This window comes from Paraburkholderia sp. BR13444 (assembly GCF_040948755.1).
GTDB classification, from domain to species: Bacteria; Pseudomonadota; Gammaproteobacteria; order Burkholderiales; family Burkholderiaceae; genus Paraburkholderia; species Paraburkholderia youngii.
Genome location: NZ_JBFPKM010000018.1, coordinates 54,446 through 71,148, shown reverse-complemented (window position 1 = coordinate 71,148; position 16,703 = coordinate 54,446). Strand labels below are relative to the sequence as shown.

General features: G+C 65.0%; 18 protein-coding genes. 9 read left to right on the top strand and 9 right to left on the bottom strand.

Going from position 1 to position 16,703, the window contains the following annotated elements; translation table 11 throughout:
- Positions 1–14 precede the first annotated feature (14 nt).
- The 7 genes from kdpB to AB3X95_RS33155 form a co-directional block, all read right to left on the bottom strand.
- Positions 15–2,126 (bottom strand): potassium-transporting ATPase subunit KdpB, encoded by a 2,112-nt coding sequence (gene kdpB, locus AB3X95_RS33185; RefSeq protein ID WP_176121287.1) that lies wholly within the window; start codon positions 2,124–2,126, stop codon positions 15–17.
- Between the two features lie 95 nt (positions 2,127–2,221).
- Positions 2,222–4,027 carry a potassium-transporting ATPase subunit KdpA gene (kdpA, locus tag AB3X95_RS33180; protein ID WP_368623502.1) on the bottom strand — a complete coding sequence of 602 codons (1,806 nt, stop codon included), beginning with the start codon at positions 4,025–4,027 and terminating at the stop codon, positions 2,222–2,224.
- Entirely contained in the window at positions 4,024–4,116 is a 93-nt protein-coding gene (gene kdpF / locus AB3X95_RS33175) for a K(+)-transporting ATPase subunit F (RefSeq protein WP_013088901.1), read from the bottom strand. Before kdpF ends, kdpA begins: the two co-directional genes overlap by 4 nt.
- Complete coding sequence (locus AB3X95_RS33170; protein ID WP_176121285.1) at positions 4,116–4,226, bottom strand: potassium ABC transporter ATPase; 111 nt, start codon at positions 4,224–4,226, stop codon at positions 4,116–4,118. The genes kdpF and AB3X95_RS33170 overlap by 1 nt, the downstream gene beginning before the upstream one ends.
- 177 nt (positions 4,227–4,403) lie before the next feature.
- Positions 4,404–5,378: a quinone oxidoreductase gene (locus tag AB3X95_RS33165; RefSeq protein WP_368623524.1), complete on the bottom strand. Its 975-nt coding sequence runs from the start codon at positions 5,376–5,378 to the stop codon at positions 4,404–4,406.
- A 46-nt stretch (positions 5,379–5,424) separates the two neighbouring features.
- Positions 5,425–5,814, bottom strand: coding sequence for a methylglyoxal synthase (locus AB3X95_RS33160; protein ID WP_013088898.1), 390 nt, complete (start codon positions 5,812–5,814; stop codon positions 5,425–5,427).
- An 86-nt stretch (positions 5,815–5,900) separates the two neighbouring features.
- On the bottom strand, positions 5,901–6,680 hold the full coding sequence (locus tag AB3X95_RS33155; RefSeq protein WP_368623501.1) for an SDR family oxidoreductase: 780 nt from the start codon (positions 6,678–6,680) through the stop codon (positions 5,901–5,903).
- Between the two features lie 216 nt (positions 6,681–6,896).
- Between AB3X95_RS33155 and upp the strand changes: the two genes are divergently transcribed.
- The 9 genes from upp to rng all read left to right on the top strand — a co-directional run bounded on the left by upp (position 6,897) and on the right by rng (position 15,559).
- Entirely contained in the window at positions 6,897–7,547 is a 651-nt protein-coding gene (gene upp / locus AB3X95_RS33150; protein ID WP_013088896.1) for a uracil phosphoribosyltransferase, read from the top strand.
- Between the two features lie 621 nt (positions 7,548–8,168).
- Complete coding sequence (locus AB3X95_RS33145) at positions 8,169–8,897, top strand: YebC/PmpR family DNA-binding transcriptional regulator (RefSeq protein WP_176121283.1); 729 nt, start codon at positions 8,169–8,171, stop codon at positions 8,895–8,897.
- A 104-nt stretch (positions 8,898–9,001) separates the two neighbouring features.
- Positions 9,002–10,285 carry a phosphoribosylamine--glycine ligase gene (gene purD, locus AB3X95_RS33140; protein ID WP_176121282.1) on the top strand — a complete coding sequence of 428 codons (1,284 nt, stop codon included), beginning with the start codon at positions 9,002–9,004 and terminating at the stop codon, positions 10,283–10,285.
- A gap of 256 nt (positions 10,286–10,541) precedes the next feature.
- Positions 10,542–11,465, top strand: a complete 924-nt coding sequence (hemF, locus tag AB3X95_RS33135; protein WP_368623500.1) for an oxygen-dependent coproporphyrinogen oxidase — start codon at positions 10,542–10,544, stop codon at positions 11,463–11,465.
- A gap of 10 nt (positions 11,466–11,475) precedes the next feature.
- Positions 11,476–12,231 carry a nicotinate-nucleotide adenylyltransferase gene (locus AB3X95_RS33130; protein WP_184227646.1) on the top strand — a complete coding sequence of 252 codons (756 nt, stop codon included), beginning with the start codon at positions 11,476–11,478 and terminating at the stop codon, positions 12,229–12,231.
- 4 nt (positions 12,232–12,235) lie between these two features.
- Positions 12,236–12,685 carry a ribosome silencing factor gene (gene rsfS / locus AB3X95_RS33125; RefSeq protein ID WP_176121279.1) on the top strand — a complete coding sequence of 150 codons (450 nt, stop codon included), beginning with the start codon at positions 12,236–12,238 and terminating at the stop codon, positions 12,683–12,685.
- A gap of 36 nt (positions 12,686–12,721) precedes the next feature.
- The gene (rlmH, locus tag AB3X95_RS33120; protein ID WP_008919684.1) at positions 12,722–13,192 is read left to right on the top strand and encodes a 23S rRNA (pseudouridine(1915)-N(3))-methyltransferase RlmH; all 471 of its coding nucleotides are present in this window, start codon (positions 12,722–12,724) and stop codon (positions 13,190–13,192) included.
- A gap of 258 nt (positions 13,193–13,450) precedes the next feature.
- A complete protein-coding gene (locus tag AB3X95_RS33115) occupies positions 13,451–14,080 on the top strand; it encodes a nucleoside triphosphate pyrophosphatase (RefSeq protein WP_368623499.1) in 630 nt (209 codons plus the stop codon).
- 9 nt (positions 14,081–14,089) lie between these two features.
- Positions 14,090–15,559: a ribonuclease G gene (gene rng / locus AB3X95_RS33110; protein ID WP_013088887.1), complete on the top strand. Its 1,470-nt coding sequence runs from the start codon at positions 14,090–14,092 to the stop codon at positions 15,557–15,559.
- Positions 15,560–15,646: 87 nt separating this feature from the next.
- Here rng and AB3X95_RS33105 read toward each other — a convergent pair whose 3' ends face one another.
- On the bottom strand, positions 15,647–16,084 hold the full coding sequence (locus AB3X95_RS33105; RefSeq protein WP_368623498.1) for a hypothetical protein: 438 nt from the start codon (positions 16,082–16,084) through the stop codon (positions 15,647–15,649).
- Between the two features lie 17 nt (positions 16,085–16,101).
- Complete coding sequence (locus AB3X95_RS33100) at positions 16,102–16,617, bottom strand: hypothetical protein (RefSeq protein WP_368623497.1); 516 nt, start codon at positions 16,615–16,617, stop codon at positions 16,102–16,104.
- Positions 16,618–16,703 lie beyond the last annotated feature (86 nt).

Sequence of the window (16,703 nt, the reverse complement as noted above, 5' to 3'; positions counted from 1 at the left end):
CCTTTTCATCCATCTCAAACCCAGCCGAACGCGGCCAGCACCATATCGATCAGCTTGATGCCGATGAACGGCACGATGATCCCCCCGAGTCCGTAGATCAGCAGATTGCGGCGCAGCAGGATCGCAGCGCCTAGCGCGCGGTAGCGCACGCCCTTAAGCGCAAGAGGAATCAGCAGCACGATGATCAGCGCGTTGAAGATCACCGCCGACATGATCGCCGAGGTCGGTGTCGCGAGATGCATCACGTTCAGCGCATTCAGCGCCGGATACGTCGATGCGAACGCGGCCGGGATGATCGCGAAGTACTTGGCGACGTCGTTGGCGATCGAGAACGTGGTTAGCGAACCGCGCGTCATCAGCATCTGTTTGCCGATCTCGACGATCTCGATCAGCTTGGTCGGATTCGAATCGAGGTCGACCATGTTGCCGGCTTCCTTGGCTGCCTGGGTGCCGGTGTTCATCGCGACCGCGACGTCGGCCTGCGCGAGCGCGGGCGCGTCGTTGGTGCCGTCGCCGGTCATCGCGACCAGACGCCCTTCGGCCTGGTGCCCGCGGATCGTCGCGAGCTTCGTCTCTGGTGTCGCTTCGGCGAGGAAGTCGTCGACGCCTGCTTCGGCCGCGATCGCGGCGGCGGTCAGACGGTTGTCGCCCGTCACCATCACGGTCTTGATGCCCATCTTGCGCAGCTCCGCGAAGCGCTCCTTGATGCCGCCCTTGACGACGTCCTTCAGCTCGATCACGCCGAGCACGCGCGCGCCCTGCTCGCCCTTCTCGGCGACCACGAGCGGTGTGCTGCCGCGTCGCGCGACCTCGGCGACCACATTGCTGACTTCGTTCGGGAAACGGCCGCCGTTCGCTTCGACGTAGTGCTTGACCGCATCGGCCGCGCCTTTGCGGATCTCACGACCGTGGGTTCCGGCGGGCGTTCCTTGCGGCGACAGATCGACCCCGCTCATGCGGGTCTGAGCGGTGAACGCGAGAAACACCGCGTGCAGCGAGGCCATGTCGCGCTGACGGATATTGAAGCGCTGCTTCGCGAGCACGACGATGCTGCGGCCTTCCGGCGTTTCGTCGGCCAGCGACGACAACTGCGCGGCATCGGCAAGCGCTTCTTCGCTCAGACCCGGCGCGGGCAGAAACTGCGACGCCTGGCGGTTGCCGAGCGTGATGGTGCCGGTCTTGTCGAGCAGCAGCACGTCGACGTCGCCGGCCGCTTCGACGGCGCGGCCCGAGGTTGCGATCACGTTCGCCTGCATCATGCGGCTCATGCCGGCCACGCCGATCGCCGACAGCAGGCCGCCGATCGTCGTCGGAATCAGACACACGAGCAGCGCGACGAGCGCGGTGATCGTCACCACGTGGCCCGCCTTGGCGGCCTCGACGGAAAACATCGAGAACGGCAGCAGCGTCGCGGTGGCGAGCAGCATCACGATCGTCAGCGCGACGAGCAGGATGGTCAGCGCGATTTCGTTCGGCGTCTTCTGACGCTTCGCGCCTTCGACCATCGCGATCATGCGGTCGAGAAACGCCTCGCCCGGGTTCGCCGTGACGCGCACGACGATCCAGTCCGACAGCACGCGCGTGCCGCCCGTCACCGACGAAAAGTCGCCGCCCGACTCGCGGATCACCGGCGCCGATTCACCGGTGATCGCCGATTCGTCGACCGACGCGACACCGTCGATCACTTCGCCGTCGGCCGGAATCACGTCGCCGGTTTCGACCAGCACGACGTCGCCTTTGCGCAGATCGGTCGCGGTCGTGATGCGAATCGGCGACTTCGGATGCGGCTCGTTGAGCTTCTTGGCCATCACGTCTTTCTTCGCGCTGCGCAGCGACGCGGCCTGCGCTTTCGAGCGGCCTTCGGCGAGCGCTTCCGCGAAATTCGCGAACAGCACCGTGAACCACAGCCATAGCGTGACCGCGAGAATGAAGCCGGCGGGCGCCTCCGCCTGACCGCCGAGCGCGGCGATCCACAGAATGGTGGTCAGAATGCTGCCGACGTACACGCAGAACATCACCGGGTTGCGAAACTGCGTGCGCGGCGTGAGCTTTTTAAAGGAGTCCACGATCGCCGGGCGCAGCAGCGCCGGGTCGAACATGGACCGCGTAGCGTTATGTTCAGTCATTGAATCCTCGAATATCCGGGTGCGCTTGCAGGCTTGCCGCGCGCGAGCGCCTGTTCGGTCGTTGGGCTTCGTTGATCGAGGCCCCTCATCACTCGTCACTGCACGCCGATCATCATCAGATGCTCGACGCCGGGACCGAGCGCGAGCGCCGGGACGTAGGTCAGCGCGCCGACCAGCAGCACCGTGCCGAGCAGCAGCACGACGAACAACGGGCCGTGCGTCGGCAGCGTGCCGCCGGTAACGCCGATGCGCTTCTTCGCGGCGAGCGAGCCGGCGATCGCGAGCACCGGCACGATCGTGCCGAAGCGGCCGAACCACATCGCGATCGCGGTGAGCCAGTTGTAGAACGGCGTATTCACCGTGAGCCCCGCGAACGCGCTGCCGTTGTTGTTCGCGGCCGAGCTGAACGCGTAGAGGATTTCGGAGAAGCCATGCGCGCCGGGGTTCGCGATGCCGGCCTTGCCCGCGTCGGTCAGCACCGCGATCGAGGTGCCCACCAGCACGAGCAGCGGCGTGAGCAGCACCACGATCGACACCATCTTCATCTCGTAGGCCTCGATCTTCTTGCCGACATATTCAGGAGTACGCCCGATCATCAGCCCCGCCACGAAGACCGCGAGCAGCGCGAACACGAGCATCCCGTACATGCCGGAACCGACACCGCCGAAGATCACTTCACCTAGCTGCATCAACAGCATCGGGTACAGGCCGCCGATCGGCGTCAACGAATCGTGCGTATTGGCGACCGCGCCGCACGAAGCCGCCGTGGTCGCGACCGTGAAGATGCCCGACTGCGCGATACCAAAGCGCGTTTCCTTGCCTTCGGCATTGCCGCCCGCCTGCAGCGCGTTCGCCGACTGATCGACCTTGAGCGCCGTGAACGCGGGATTGCCGCTTTGCTCGGCGCTGATCTCGCCGAACACGCAGACGCCGAACGCGATCGTCATCGCCGCAAGCACCGCGACACCCTGGCGGCGGTCGCCGATCACGCGGCCGAACACGAGCACGAGCGCCGCCGGAATGATCAGCATCGAGAAGATCTGCACGAAGTTCGAGAACGGCGTCGGGTTTTCGTACGGATGCGCGGAGTTGCCGTTGAAGAAGCCGCCGCCGTTGGTGCCGAGCATCTTGATCGCTTCCTGCGACGCGACCGGGCCCATCGCGATGGTCTGCGTCTTCACGGGCGTGTCGACCGTCACGGGATTGCCCTTCGCGTCCTTCACCGGATTGCCTTGCGCGTCGAGCTTCGGCGCGGCGTAGGTTGTGGTCTGCAGCGTCGGCACGTCCTGATACGCCTTGAAGTTCTGGATCACACCCTGGCTCATCAGCAGTGCCGCGACGATGGCCGCCATCGGCAGCAGCACGTACATCGTCACCCGTGTGATATCGACCCAGAAGTTGCCGATGGTCTGCGCGGTATGCCGCGCGAAGCCGCGAATCAGCGCGATCACGACGACGATGCCGGTCGCCGCCGACAGGAAGTTCTGCACGGTCAGGCCGAGCATCTGCGTCAGATAGCTGACCGTTTGCTCGGGCGTGTAGTCCTGCCAGTTGGTGTTCGACACGAAGCTGACCGCGGTGTTGAACGCGCTGTCGACCGACATCGCGCCGAACTGCTGCGGATTGCCGGGCAGCCACCCTTGCACGCGCAGCAGCACGTACAGGAACGCCACGCCGAGCACGTTGAACGCGACCGCGGCGATCGCGTAGTGCTTCCAGCCCATTTCCGCCGCTGGATCGACGCCCGCGATACGGTAAAGCAGCCGTTCGAGCGGCGCGCCGAAGCGCACCACGCGTGAGCTGCCGTCCATCACGGCGCCCAGATAGCTCGCCACCGGCACCGCGGCGGCCAGTAGCACGACGATAAAAAGACTCGCCTGCAGGACATCATTCGTGTTCATTCAATGTCCTCCGCGCGCAGCAGCGCATACACGAGATAAACGAACAGCAGCGCGGTGGACGCGCCGGCCAGCCACAGCATCCAGGTCATCAGCGTGCTCCCTGTCCGCGACGGAACTGCATCAGCTTCTCGCAGCCGCCAATCAGCGCAAAGGTCAGCACGGCAAACAGCGCCAGGCCACCGACATACAACACATCCATTTGTGTTCCCCATTTACGGATTTTGGATAGGTAGAACGGTATGCCGATCCGCCTAAAGGGCTGGTCAAAGATTGCGCGGTGCGCGTAAAAATCGCGTAAACGGACAAGGCCGTTTCATCTCGCGATGAAACGGCCTTGGTGGAGGTCGGGTAGCGCAGCCGGAGGCCGCGAAGTTTTTTACGGAAGCAGGATCGTCGAGCCCGTCGTGCGGCGCGCTTCGAGCTCCGCATGCGCCTGGCCGACGTCCGGCAGCGCATAGCGCTGATTGATGCTCGTCTTCACCTTGCCCGAGCTCAGCACGTCGAACAACTCGGCCGACATCGCCTCGTAATCGGCGCGTTTCGCGATATAGGTGAAAAGCGTCGGGCGCGTAAAGAACAGCGAACCGCGTCCCGCGAATTCCGACGAGTCGATCAGCGGCAGCGGACCCGACGCGTTGCCGAAGCTCACGAACAGGCCGAGCGGCGCGAGACAGTCGAGCGACTTTTCGAAGGTGTCCTTGCCGATCGAATCGTAGACGACCGGCACGCCCGCGCCGTTGGTGATCTCGCGTACGCGCTTCGTGAAGTTTTCGCGCGTGTAGACGATCGCGTGATCGCAGCCGTGCGCTTTCGCGATCTCGGCTTTCTCGTCGGAACCGACCGTGCCGATCACCGTCGCGCCGAGCGCCTTCGCCCACTGGCACACGAGCAGCCCGACGCCGCCCGCCGCGGCCTGAATCAGGATCGTGTCGCCGGCCTTCACCCGATACGTGCGGCGCAGCAGATACTGCGCGGTCAAGCCTTGCAGCATCACCGACGCGGCCTGCTCGTCGCTGACCGCATCAGGCAGCTTGACGACCTGCGCGGCCGGCAGCACGCGCTCCTGCGCGTACGCGCCGGGCGGCCGCGCGACATACGCGACGCGGTCGCCCACCTTCAGACCGCTCACGCCCGAGCCGAGCGCGCTGACCTCGCCGGCTGCCTCCATGCCGAGCCCGCCCGGCAGCGGCAGCGGATACAGACCGGTGCGGAAATACACGTCGATGTAATTGAGGCCGACCGCCGTCTGGCGAATGCGGATCTCGCCCGCGCCGGGCTCGCCCACCTCGACATCGACCCATTTCATTACTTCGGGGCCGCCGGTTTTGTCGAATCGGATTGCCTTGGCCATCATGTCTCCTTGATCTGTAGAAATGTGGGTGCGGCCACGCGCGCGCTCACGCCTCGCCGGACAGGCGCAGCGTCAGCACGTCGAGCACCATGCGCGCGGTCGAAATATTCGTCGCGCACGGAATGTTGTGCACGTCGCACGCGCGCACCAGCGCGTTGATGTCGGGCTCGTGCGGCTGCGGCGTCATCGGGTCGCGCAGGAAAATCACCATGTCGACGCGCCCTTCGGCGAGCTGCGCGCCGATCTGCAGATCGCCGCCGTGCGGGCCCGACAACATGCGCTCGACCGTGAGGCCGTGCGCGTCGCTGATGCGTCCGCCGGTCGTGCCGGTCGCCACGATCTCGCAGCGCGCGAGCGTGTCGACGTATTCGCCGGCCAGTTTGACGATGTCGTCCTTCTTGTGATCGTGTGCGATCAGCGCAATGCGGGTGCTCATGACTTGAGACTCCTCAAACCGTTGTGAATATCGTTGTTGTGATGTGACGGGTGACGTCGGTACGTGCGTGCTCGGTACGTACCAGCTCAGTACGTACCGGGATAAGCGCCGCCGTCGATCAGCCAGTTCTGCCCGGTGATGTAGCCGGCATGCGTGCTGCACAGGAACGCGCAGGCCCGGCCGAATTCTTCGCGATTGCCGAAGCGCCCGGCGGGGATCGTCTTCATGCGCTGCTTGCGCGCTTCGTCGATGGAAATGTTGTGCGTCTTCGCCTGCGCCTCGATCGTGACCGCGATGCGGTCGGTATCGAACAGACCCGGCAGCAGGTTGTTGATCGTCACGCCGGTCGGCGCGACCTTGCGCGCGAGACCCGCGACGAAACCGGTCAGCCCCGAGCGCGCGCCATTCGACAGGCCGAGCACGTCGATCGGCGCCTTCACCGCCGAGCTCGTGATGTTGACGATGCGCCCGAAGCCGCGCGCGCTCATCGTGTCGATGGTCTGACGGATCAGCTCGATCGGGGTCAGCATGTTGGCTTCGAGCGCGCGGATCCAGTCGTCGTGCGTGAAGTCGCGGAAATCGCCCGGCGGCGGGCCGCCCGCGTTGTTGACGAGAATGTCCGGCTGCGGGCAGGCGGCGAGCGCGGCGGCGCGCCCTTCGGGCGTGGTGATGTCGCATGCGACCGCCTTCACCTCGACGCCGCTCTGCTTGCGGATCGCCTCGGCGGTCGCTTCGAGCGTTTGGGCGGTGCGCGCGACGATCGTCAGGTTGACGCCCTCGGCGGCGAGCGCTTCCGCGCAGCCGCGTCCCAGACCTTTGCTCGCCGCGCAAACCAGCGCGGTACGTCCTGCGATTCCCAAGTCCATGTGGATGCCCTCATAGCGAAGTTTCCCCAGATTTTAGAAGAATCGGTGCCGGACTGTGCCGCGTCGCTTCAATCTCAGGTATCGCCGGGCGGTACTCTTTCGGTAAACTTGCGCGGTGGCGTGCATTTCCTCCGTTCGTCCGAGCTTCGGGCGCTGGCGAAACCAACGGATGGGCGCGCCGAACCGATCCACCTTGCCGCCACGCGCGAGCCCGCCATGACCCAGGACAGCCGTTTCCCCAATCTCTTCATCCTCGATCACCCGCTGATCCAGCACAAGCTGTCGCACATGCGCGACCGGGACACGTCGACGCGCACGTTCCGCGAATTGCTGCGCGAAATCACGCTGCTGATGGGCTACGAAATCACTCGCAACCTGCCGATGACGACGCGCCGCATCACCACGCCGCTCGTCGAGATCGACGCGCCTGTGATCGCCGGCAAGAAGCTCGCGATCGTGCCGGTGCTGCGCGCGGGCGTCGGCATGTCGGACGGCCTGCTCGAGCTGGTACCGTCGGCGCGGGTCGGCCACATTGGCGTGTATCGCGCGGAGGATCATCGGCCGGTCGAATACCTGGTGCGGCTGCCGGACCTCGAAGACCGCGTGTTCATCCTCTGCGATCCGATGGTCGCGACCGGCTACTCGGCCGTGCACGCGGTCGATGTGCTCAAGCGCCGCAACGTGGCCGCCGAGAACATCCTGTTCCTCGCGCTCGTCGCCGCGCCCGAAGGCGTGCAGGTGTTCCAGGACGCGCACCCGGACGTCAAGCTGTTCGTCGCGTCGCTCGATTCGCATCTGAACGAGCATGCGTACATCGTGCCGGGTCTGGGCGACGCGGGCGACCGGTTGTTCGGTACGAAGAACTGATGCGCAGGAGCCGGCGGGGTGGCTCGGCAGTGTCCCTGCCCTAAAGCCGCCCCCGCTTGCGACGGCATCCGGCCGTCCCGGTGACACATCCGCGCCGCCTCCATTCATTTTCGCTTCGATTTCATTGCATTTGCGGCCGGTTTCGCGCCGCGGCCCCCTCTGCCGCACCCTCGCGGCGTGATAAAATTCGAATCCGCTCGATGAGCGGCTCGACTCGCACGATCACACGCACCACCGTCTGCAATTTCGACCGGCGCCCCGCGCCTTCGCATCAGGTCATGCGGCGCCTGGCCGCGCAAGCTGCCCCGCTTCCATCGCGCTGCCGCCCCGCGGCCCCGCTTGGGCCGCGGCTCATGCATGAACCGGCTCGAACGCCTGCCGGCGAGCAAGCGTGGAACGACGCGCGGGAACGGCCAGGCTGAGATTGGCGGCTGGAGTGGCCGCGCCGACGGGCCAAGCCGAGCAACAAGCGCGAGCAACGAGCACGAGCGGCCGGCAGCCTTTCACCTGACGGTTTGGGATCGGGACACGACACGCGAGGCGCAACCCGCGAGGCGCCCGACATCGCAACGACAATTGCACTATGCGTGCGCCCCGCTGGCGCGCGCGACGGAGAAAAGTATGGCGGGTCATTCGAAATGGGCCAACATCAAGCATAAGAAAGCAGCGGCCGATGCCAAGCGCGGCAAGGTCTGGACGCGGCTCATCAAGGAAATCCAGGTCGCGGCGCGTATGGGCGGCGGCGAAATCGACTCGAACCCGCGTCTGCGGCTCGCGGTCGACAAGGCGTACGACGCCAACATGCCGAAGGACAACATCAACCGCGCGATCCAGCGCGGTGTCGGCGGCGCGGAAGGCGCGAACTACGAGGAAATCCGCTACGAAGGCTACGGCATCGGCGGCGCGGCGGTGATTGTCGACACGATGACCGACAACCGCACCCGCACGGTCGCGGAAGTGCGTCACGCGTTCTCGAAGAACGGCGGCAACATGGGCACGGACGGCTCGGTGTCGTTCATGTTCGATCACGTCGGCCAGTTCCTGTTCGCGCCCGGTACCGCCGAAGACTCGCTGATGGAAGCCGCGCTAGAGGCGGGCGCCGACGACGTCGTGACGAACGAGGACGGCAGTATCGAAGTGCTGTGCCCGCCGAACGATTTTTCGAAGGTGAAGACAGCGCTCGAAACGGCGGGCTTCAAGGCCGAACTGGCCGAAGTCACGATGAAGCCGCAGACCGAAGTCGAATTCACCGGCGACGACGCCGTGAAAATGCAGAAGCTGCTCGACGCGCTGGAAAATCTGGACGACGTGCAGGAAGTCTATACAAACGCGTCGATCGCCGGCGAGTAATGGCGCGCCGGGCTTTCGCATCGTTTGCCCTTGCTGTCGATGGTTTATTGCACGGCCGAGCACAGCGCTCGGCCGTTTATGGTTTTTAAGTCTCGGGGATTCACATGAAGTTACTCGTCGTCGGTTCCGGCGGTCGCGAACATGCGCTGGCATGGAAGCTCGCGCAATCGCCGCGGGTTCAGCTCGTCTACGTCGCGCCCGGCAACGGCGGCACCGCTCAGGATGAGCGTCTGCTCAACGTCGACATCACCGATCCGGCCGCGCTCGCCGATTTCGTCGAAAAAGAACAGATCGCGTTCACGCTGGTCGGGCCGGAAGCGCCGCTCGCGGCAGGCATCGTCAACCTGTTCCGCTCGCGCGGTCTGAAGATCTTCGGGCCGACCAAAGAAGCCGCTCAGCTCGAAAGCTCGAAAGATTTCGCCAAGGCGTTCATGAAGCGCCACGGCATCCCGACCGCCGAATACGAAACCTTCGCCGACGTCGCCGCCGCGCACGCGTATCTGGACGCCAAGGGCGCGCCGATCGTGATCAAGGCCGACGGCCTCGCCGCCGGCAAGGGCGTGGTGGTCGCGCAAACGCTGGAAGAAGCGCACGCCGCGGTCGACATGATGCTGTCGGACAACAAGCTCGGCGACGCCGGTGCGCGCGTCGTGATCGAGGAGTTCCTCGCGGGCGAGGAAGCGAGCTTCATCGTGATGGTCGATGGCAAGCACGTGCTCGCACTCGCTTCGAGCCAGGATCACAAGCGTCTGCTCGACGGCGACCAGGGCCCGAACACGGGCGGCATGGGCGCCTACTCGCCCGCGCCGATCGTCACGCCGCAGCTGCATGCGCGCGTGATGCGCGAAATCATCCTGCCGACGGTGCGCGGCATGGAGAAGGAAGGCATCCGCTACACCGGCTTCCTGTACGCCGGCCTGATGATCGACGCGCAAGGCAACCCGAAGACGCTCGAATTCAACTGCCGGATGGGCGACCCCGAAACGCAGCCGATCATGGCGCGTCTGAAGGGCGACTATTCGAAAGTGGTCGAACACGCGATCGCCGGCACGCTCGACACCGTCGAGCTCGAATGGGACCGCCGTACCGCGCTCGGCGTCGTGCTCGCCGCGCACAACTATCCGGACACGCCGAGGAAGGGCGACCGCATCAACGGCATTCCCGCCGAAACCGCGGATTCGGTCACGTTCCACGCCGGCACCACGCTGACGGACGGCAAGCTGACTACCTCGGGCGGGCGCGTGCTGTGCGTCGTCGGTCTGGCGGATTCGGTGCGCACCGCGCAGGCGGCCGCCTATCACACGATCAACCAGATCGCCTTCGACGGCATGCAGTACCGCCGCGACATCGGCTATCGCGCGCTCAATCGCAAGCACGACGGCAAATAAGCGGTACTGCCGGGCGCCGTGCGAGCGGCGCCCACGCGCGACAGCGCGCCGCGGGCGCGCGGCACGACGCGCGCTACACTGCATTTTTCGCGCTCGTCGCGACAGACGGGCACGGAGCCCGCGGATCGACCGAAGCGGCAAGCCGCTTTCTCCATCCGTCTACTGCGTCCGTGCCATCCGAATGCGCGGTCCGAGCGTCCCGGCAGCCAACCCGGCGCGAACGCGGCCGTCGCCCTCTTTCGAAGAACCTGCATTCATGAGCAATTCGAGCTACGACGCACAAGCCGTGCGCAACTGGCTGCAAGGCCTGCAATCGCATATCGCCGACACGCTGGGCGCCTTCGACGGCACCGCATTCGCGACCGACGCATGGCAGCGCGGACCCGGCGAGAAGCTGCGCGGCGGCGGCGTCACGCGGATTCTCGAAGGCGGCAAGTTTTTCGAGCGCGCCGGCATCGGCTTCTCGGACGTCGCCGGCGACGCGCTGCCGGGCTCGGCGAGCGCCGCGCGGCCGCAACTGGCCGGGCGCGGTTTCGAGGCGATGGGCGTGTCGCTCGTGCTGCACCCGCACAATCCGCACTGCCCGACCGTGCACATGAACGTGCGCCTGCTCATTGCGACCAGGGAAGGCGAAGAGCCGGTGTTCTGGTTCGGCGGCGGCATGGATCTGACGCCCTACTACGGCTACGAAGAGGACGCGCGGCATTTCCATCAGGTGTGCCGCGACGCGCTCGCGCCATATGGCCCGGACCTGTACCCGAGCTTCAAGCGCTGGTGCGACGAGTATTTCTTCCTGAAGCACCGCAACGAGGCGCGCGGCATCGGCGGGATTTTCTTCGACGATTTCTCGGCGCCCGGCTTCGAGCAATCGTTCGCGATGCTCAAAAGCGTCGGCGAAGGTTTTCTCAAGGCGTACCTGCCGATCATCGAGCGGCGCCGCAATACGCCCTACGGCGAAGCCGAACGCGCGTTCCAGGCCTACCGGCGCGGGCGCTACGTCGAGTTCAATCTGGTCTTCGACCGTGGCACACTATTTGGGCTGCAGAGCGGCGGACGCACCGAATCGATCCTGATGTCGATGCCGCCCGTGGCGAACTGGCGCTACAACTGGCACCCCGAGCCGGGCACGCCGGAAGCTCGCTTGTACAGCGATTTCCTCGTGCCGCGCGAGTGGGTGTGACGCGCCACCCGTGTCGCTTACGGTCACGACAAAGGATCCTCACCTGAAGCCGAACGCTCACCCTGTCGCGCTGCCCCGCCGGATCGGTCTTCTGGGCGGCACTTTCGATCCGATCCACGACGGTCACCTGGCGCTCGCACGGCGGTTCGCCGACGTGCTGCGGCTGACCGAACTGGTGCTGCTGCCGGCCGGCCAGCCGTGGCAGAAAGCCGACGTATCGCCCGCCGAACATCGACTCGCAATGACGCGCGCGGCGGCCGCGTCGCTCGCGATCCCCGGCGTGACGGTGCGCGTCGCGACCGACGAAATCGAGCACGAAGGCGCGACCTACACGGTCGACACGCTGCAACGCTGGCGGGAGCGCGAAGGCGACGACGCATCGATCACACTGCTGATCGGCGCGGATCAACTGGTGCATCTCGACACGTGGCGCGACTGGCGGCGCCTGTTCGAACTCGCGCATATCGGCGCGGCCACGCGGCCCGGCTTCGACCTCGCGTCGGTCGCCCCCGCGGTGGCGAGGGAAATCACCGCGCGCCGCGCGAAAGCCGAGGTGCTGCAGGCCACGCCCTGCGGCCATCTGCTGATCGACACGACGCTCGCGTTCAACGTTTCGGCCACCGACATTCGCGCGCATCTGCGCGAGCAGGTCAACCAGCGGCTGGTTCACGCGGGTGCGAGCGACACCGCCCAGGATCAGGCCACGAGTCACGTCCCCGCCGCGGTGTGGGACTATATTCTTCAACATCATCTGTACGACCGGTAACTCCATGGATATTCGCAAACTGCAGCGCGTAATCGTCGACGCTCTCGAAGACGTCAAGGCGCAAGACATCAAAGTGTTCAACACCAGCCACCTGACCTCGCTGTTCGATCGCGTGATCGTCGCGAGTGGCACGTCGAACCGGCAAACCAAGGCGCTCGCGTCGAGCGTGCGCGAAGGCGTGAAGGAAGCCGGCGGCGCGATCGTCAGCACCGAGGGCGAGGACATCGGCGAATGGGTGCTGGTCGATTGCGGCGACGCGATCGTCCACATCCTGCAGCCGGCGCTGCGCCAGTATTACAACCTCGAGGAAATCTGGGGCGACAAGCCGGTGCGCATCAAGCTGTCTACGCCGAGTCCGTTCGGCGGCGCGCGTGCAAGCGAGCCCGACGACGAGGAAGACGAGGATTTGCCTGCCGCGAAGCCCGCGCGCAAGACCGGCGCGCGCCGCAAGTAAGCGGGCCGTGTCGGCCACACCGCTACTTTCGTCGCAATGAAACTGCATATCCTCGCCGTCGGCCACAAGATGCCGGACTGGATCGCGACCGGCTTCGACGAATACGCGAAGCGCATGCCGCCCGAGCTGCGCATCGAGCTGCGCGAGATCAAACCGGAGCAGCGCTCGTCGGGCCGTTCGGCCGAAAGCGTGATGGCCGCCGAGCGGCAGAAGATCGAAGCCGCGTTGCCGAAGAACGCGCGCATCGTCGCGCTCGACGAACGCGGCAAGGACTGGACCACGATGCAGCTCGCGGGCGCGTTGCCGGGCTGGCAGCAGGACGGCCGCGACGTGGCCTTTCTGATCGGCGGCGCGGACGGTCTCGACCCCGAGCTGAAAGCACGCGCCGATATGATGCTGCGCGTGTCGAGCCTCACGCTGCCGCACGCAATGGTGCGCGTGCTGCTGGCCGAACAGCTTTACCGTGCGTGGACCATCACGCAAAATCACCCGTATCATCGCGCGTGAGTGCCGGAGCCAGCGCGGCGACGCCTGGCAACCGTTCGTTGTTGATGGCACGTCGCGGGTGCTCTGGTCGATACGCTTCTTGAACGCATTGCCGCCACTTCATGCGATGATGCGCCCGACGCGCCGCGCATCGATGCCATGAATGGATTCGGCGCAACGATCGCGTCGCCGAATCAAGCTCGCCCCGCCCGCTCTTCCACGCCCATCCGCGTTCACCGCCGCCACGCCATCCGTTCCCCGCTCCATCGAGACCCGTTCATGCCCACGCCCTCTGCTTCGCTGCATCCGTTCGTCTACCTCGCCTCGCAAAGCCCGCGCCGCCAGGAGTTGCTGCAACAGCTCGGCGTGCGTTTCGAATTGCTGCTGCCGCGCCCCGATGAAGACGCCGAAGCGCTCGAAGCCGAACGGCCCGGCGAACACGCGCGCGATTACGTGCGGCGCGTATGCATTGCGAAAGCGCATGCGGCGCGCGCGCGTCTCGTGGCCGCTGGTCACGCGGTGCGGCCGATCCTCGTCGCCGACACCACCGTCACGATCGACGACGCGATTCTCGGCAAGCCCATCGACGCCGACGATGCGGTCGCGATGCTCACGCGCCTCGCGGGCCGCACGCACGAAGTGCTGACCGCGCTCGCCGTGGTCGATGCCGACGGCGCGCTGCTGCCGGCGGCGTTGTCGGTATCGAAAGTGCGTTTTGCTGCAGTGCACGCAGACGCGTTGCGTCGCTATGCGGCGAGCGGAGAGCCGCTCGGCAAGGCGGGTGCCTATGGCGTGCAGGGACGCGCGGCGGAGTTTATCGAGCATATAGACGGGTCCTATTCGGGTATCATGGGTTTGCCGCTTTTTGAAACCGCTGCCCTCCTGCGTGCAGCGCGCATCGACTTCTAGAACAACACCATGAATGAAGAAATCCTGATCAATGTCACGCCGCAGGAAACGCGCGTCGCGCTCGTTCAACAGGGCGCCGTCCAGGAACTTCATGTCGAACGAACGCTGTCGCGCGGGCGCGTCGGCAATGTCTATCTCGGCAAGGTCGTGCGCGTGCTGCCTGGCATGCAATCGGCGTTCATCGACATCGGCCTCGAACGCGCTGCGTTCCTTCACGTCGCCGACATCTGGCATCCGCGCATTGCCGGCGAAGCGCAACATCAAGCACCGCATCAGCCGATCGAAAAAATCGTCTTCGAAGGTCAGACGCTGATGGTGCAGGTCGTCAAGGACCCGATCGGCACGAAGGGCGCGCGGCTGTCCACGCAAGTGAGCATCGCCGGGCGCACGCTCGTTTATCTGCCGCAGGAACCGCACATCGGCATCTCGCAGAAGATCGAGAGCGAGGCCGAGCGCGAGGCCGTGCGCGCGCGACTGACCGCCGTGCTGCCCGCCGACGAGAAAGGCGGCTACATCGTGCGCACGATCGCCGAGGATGCGACGAGCGAAGAGCTCGCCGCCGATGTCGCGTATCTGCGCAAAACGTGGGCGACGATTCTGTCGCAGGCGCAGCGCATGCCGCCCACCAGCCTGCTCTACCAGGATCTGAATCTCGCGCAGCGCGTGCTGCGCGATTTCGTCAACGATGAAACGTCGCGCATCCAGGTCGATTCACGCGAGACGCATCAGATGCTCGCCGATTTCGCGGCCGAGTTCACGCCGGCGGTATCGTCGAAGCTGCATCACTACACCGGCGAGCGGCCGCTATTCGATCTGTACAACATCGAGGCCGAGATTCAGCGCGCGCTGTCGCGTCGCGTGGACCTGAAGTCGGGCGGCTACCTCGTGATCGACCAGACCGAGGCGATGACGACGATCGATGTGAACACAGGCGGTTACGTCGGCGCGCGCAACTTCGACGACACGATCTTCAAGACCAACCTCGAGGCCGCGCATACCATCGCGCGGCAATTGCGGCTGCGCAATCTGGGCGGCGTGATCATCATCGATTTCATCGATATGGAAAACGCCGAGCATCGCGACCAGGTGCTAGGGGAATTGAAGAAGGCGTTGTCGCGCGATCGCACGCGGGTGACCGTCAACGGCTTCTCGCAGCTCGGGCTCGTCGAGATGACACGCAAGCGTACGCGTGAGTCGCTCGCGCATGTGCTATGCGAACCGTGCCCGGTTTGCCAGGGCAAGGGGCAGGTGAAGACCGCGCGCACGGTGTGCTATGACGTGTTGCGCGAGATTCTGCGCGAGTCACGGCAGTTCAATCCGCGCGAGTTTCGCGTGGTCGCTTCGCAGCAGGTGATCGATCTGTTTCTCGAGGAAGAGTCGCAGCATCTGGCGATGCTGATCGATTTCATCGGCAAGCCGGTGTCGTTGCAGGTGGAGTCGAATTTGAGTCAGGAGCAGTACGATATTGTGCTGATGTAGGCATTGCCCCGGATCAGGCCGGATCATTCATACCGGTCCGGGCGCAGTGCCCGCATCAGCTTTTCGATGTTCTTGTCAGCACTCGATTCAGATTCTCGCCTTTAGCGAAAGTGATTCGCAAAGCACGGCCATTTCAGCACCACACGACGGCTCGAGAACAAATAACAGGCGAGCTCCAGCCCTCAGTTTCTGGACGTACTCATCACCCTTCTGCTCGCTGAGCGTGGCCCCCTTCGAGTCGTCGCGACTATCGATCCACTGGATCCACATCCGAATCTCCGCGAGCGAAAACGCGTACCGCGGCGAGATCAAAAGCCTGGACACGACATTCTGCCCGGCGAAATCAATCATGCGTTGCCCGATCACGCCAGAAAATCTTAGCTCTTCGACTTCACCGCCAACCCGGCGAAAGCGAAGTTCCAAGGCACGTGCGAGGGGATCATGGTCAATCCCAACTAGCTCCGCGTCGTGAAAGCTTGGAAAGTCCGTAACGTTCCGAATATCGGTGTATGTACCCGTGTCCATATAAGCTCCCATAAAACTCACGGCAACAGGGAAAAAGGTAGGCCTGGGCCTCGTACTCCGCGATCCCAATTGTGCGCGTGAGGGATGCCTTGACCATGGTCATGGTCAAAATCAAAATCGACACCCGCCTTCCCATCGTCCCCGTACAGACGCATCTGCCCGCTGCCCGCATTCGTGTACCACGTGCCCGGCTCGCCATTGTTTGGAGTCTTGGCGATCTCGAAGGAAACGCCCGCCGGCATATCCGGCTGATAGTCGAACGCCTGCGCATCGCCAAGCGGCGTTGATACCGGCGTAGCAATCGTTCCATCGGGCAACATGTCGCCCGGGCGGGCGAACCAGATCGCGAGGCCATCGTCAGCCGCCAGTCTCGGCAATTTCGGCCGCTGTAGCGAGCGCCCGACACTCTCAACGGGCACCGCCCGCCGGAATAGCTGCGACGGCGTGACGGTCGCATAGTACGGCCGGATTTCCTGTTCGCCAGGAGCGCCGTTCGCGCCCGAAGCTTGCCGCTTTGACACGACTGCGATCACATCGCCGCTTTCGACGGCGGACTGTAGCGCACGGATCAACTGCTCCGGCGCGGGACCGCTCGCGGACCCGCGGACACGTACGCTTC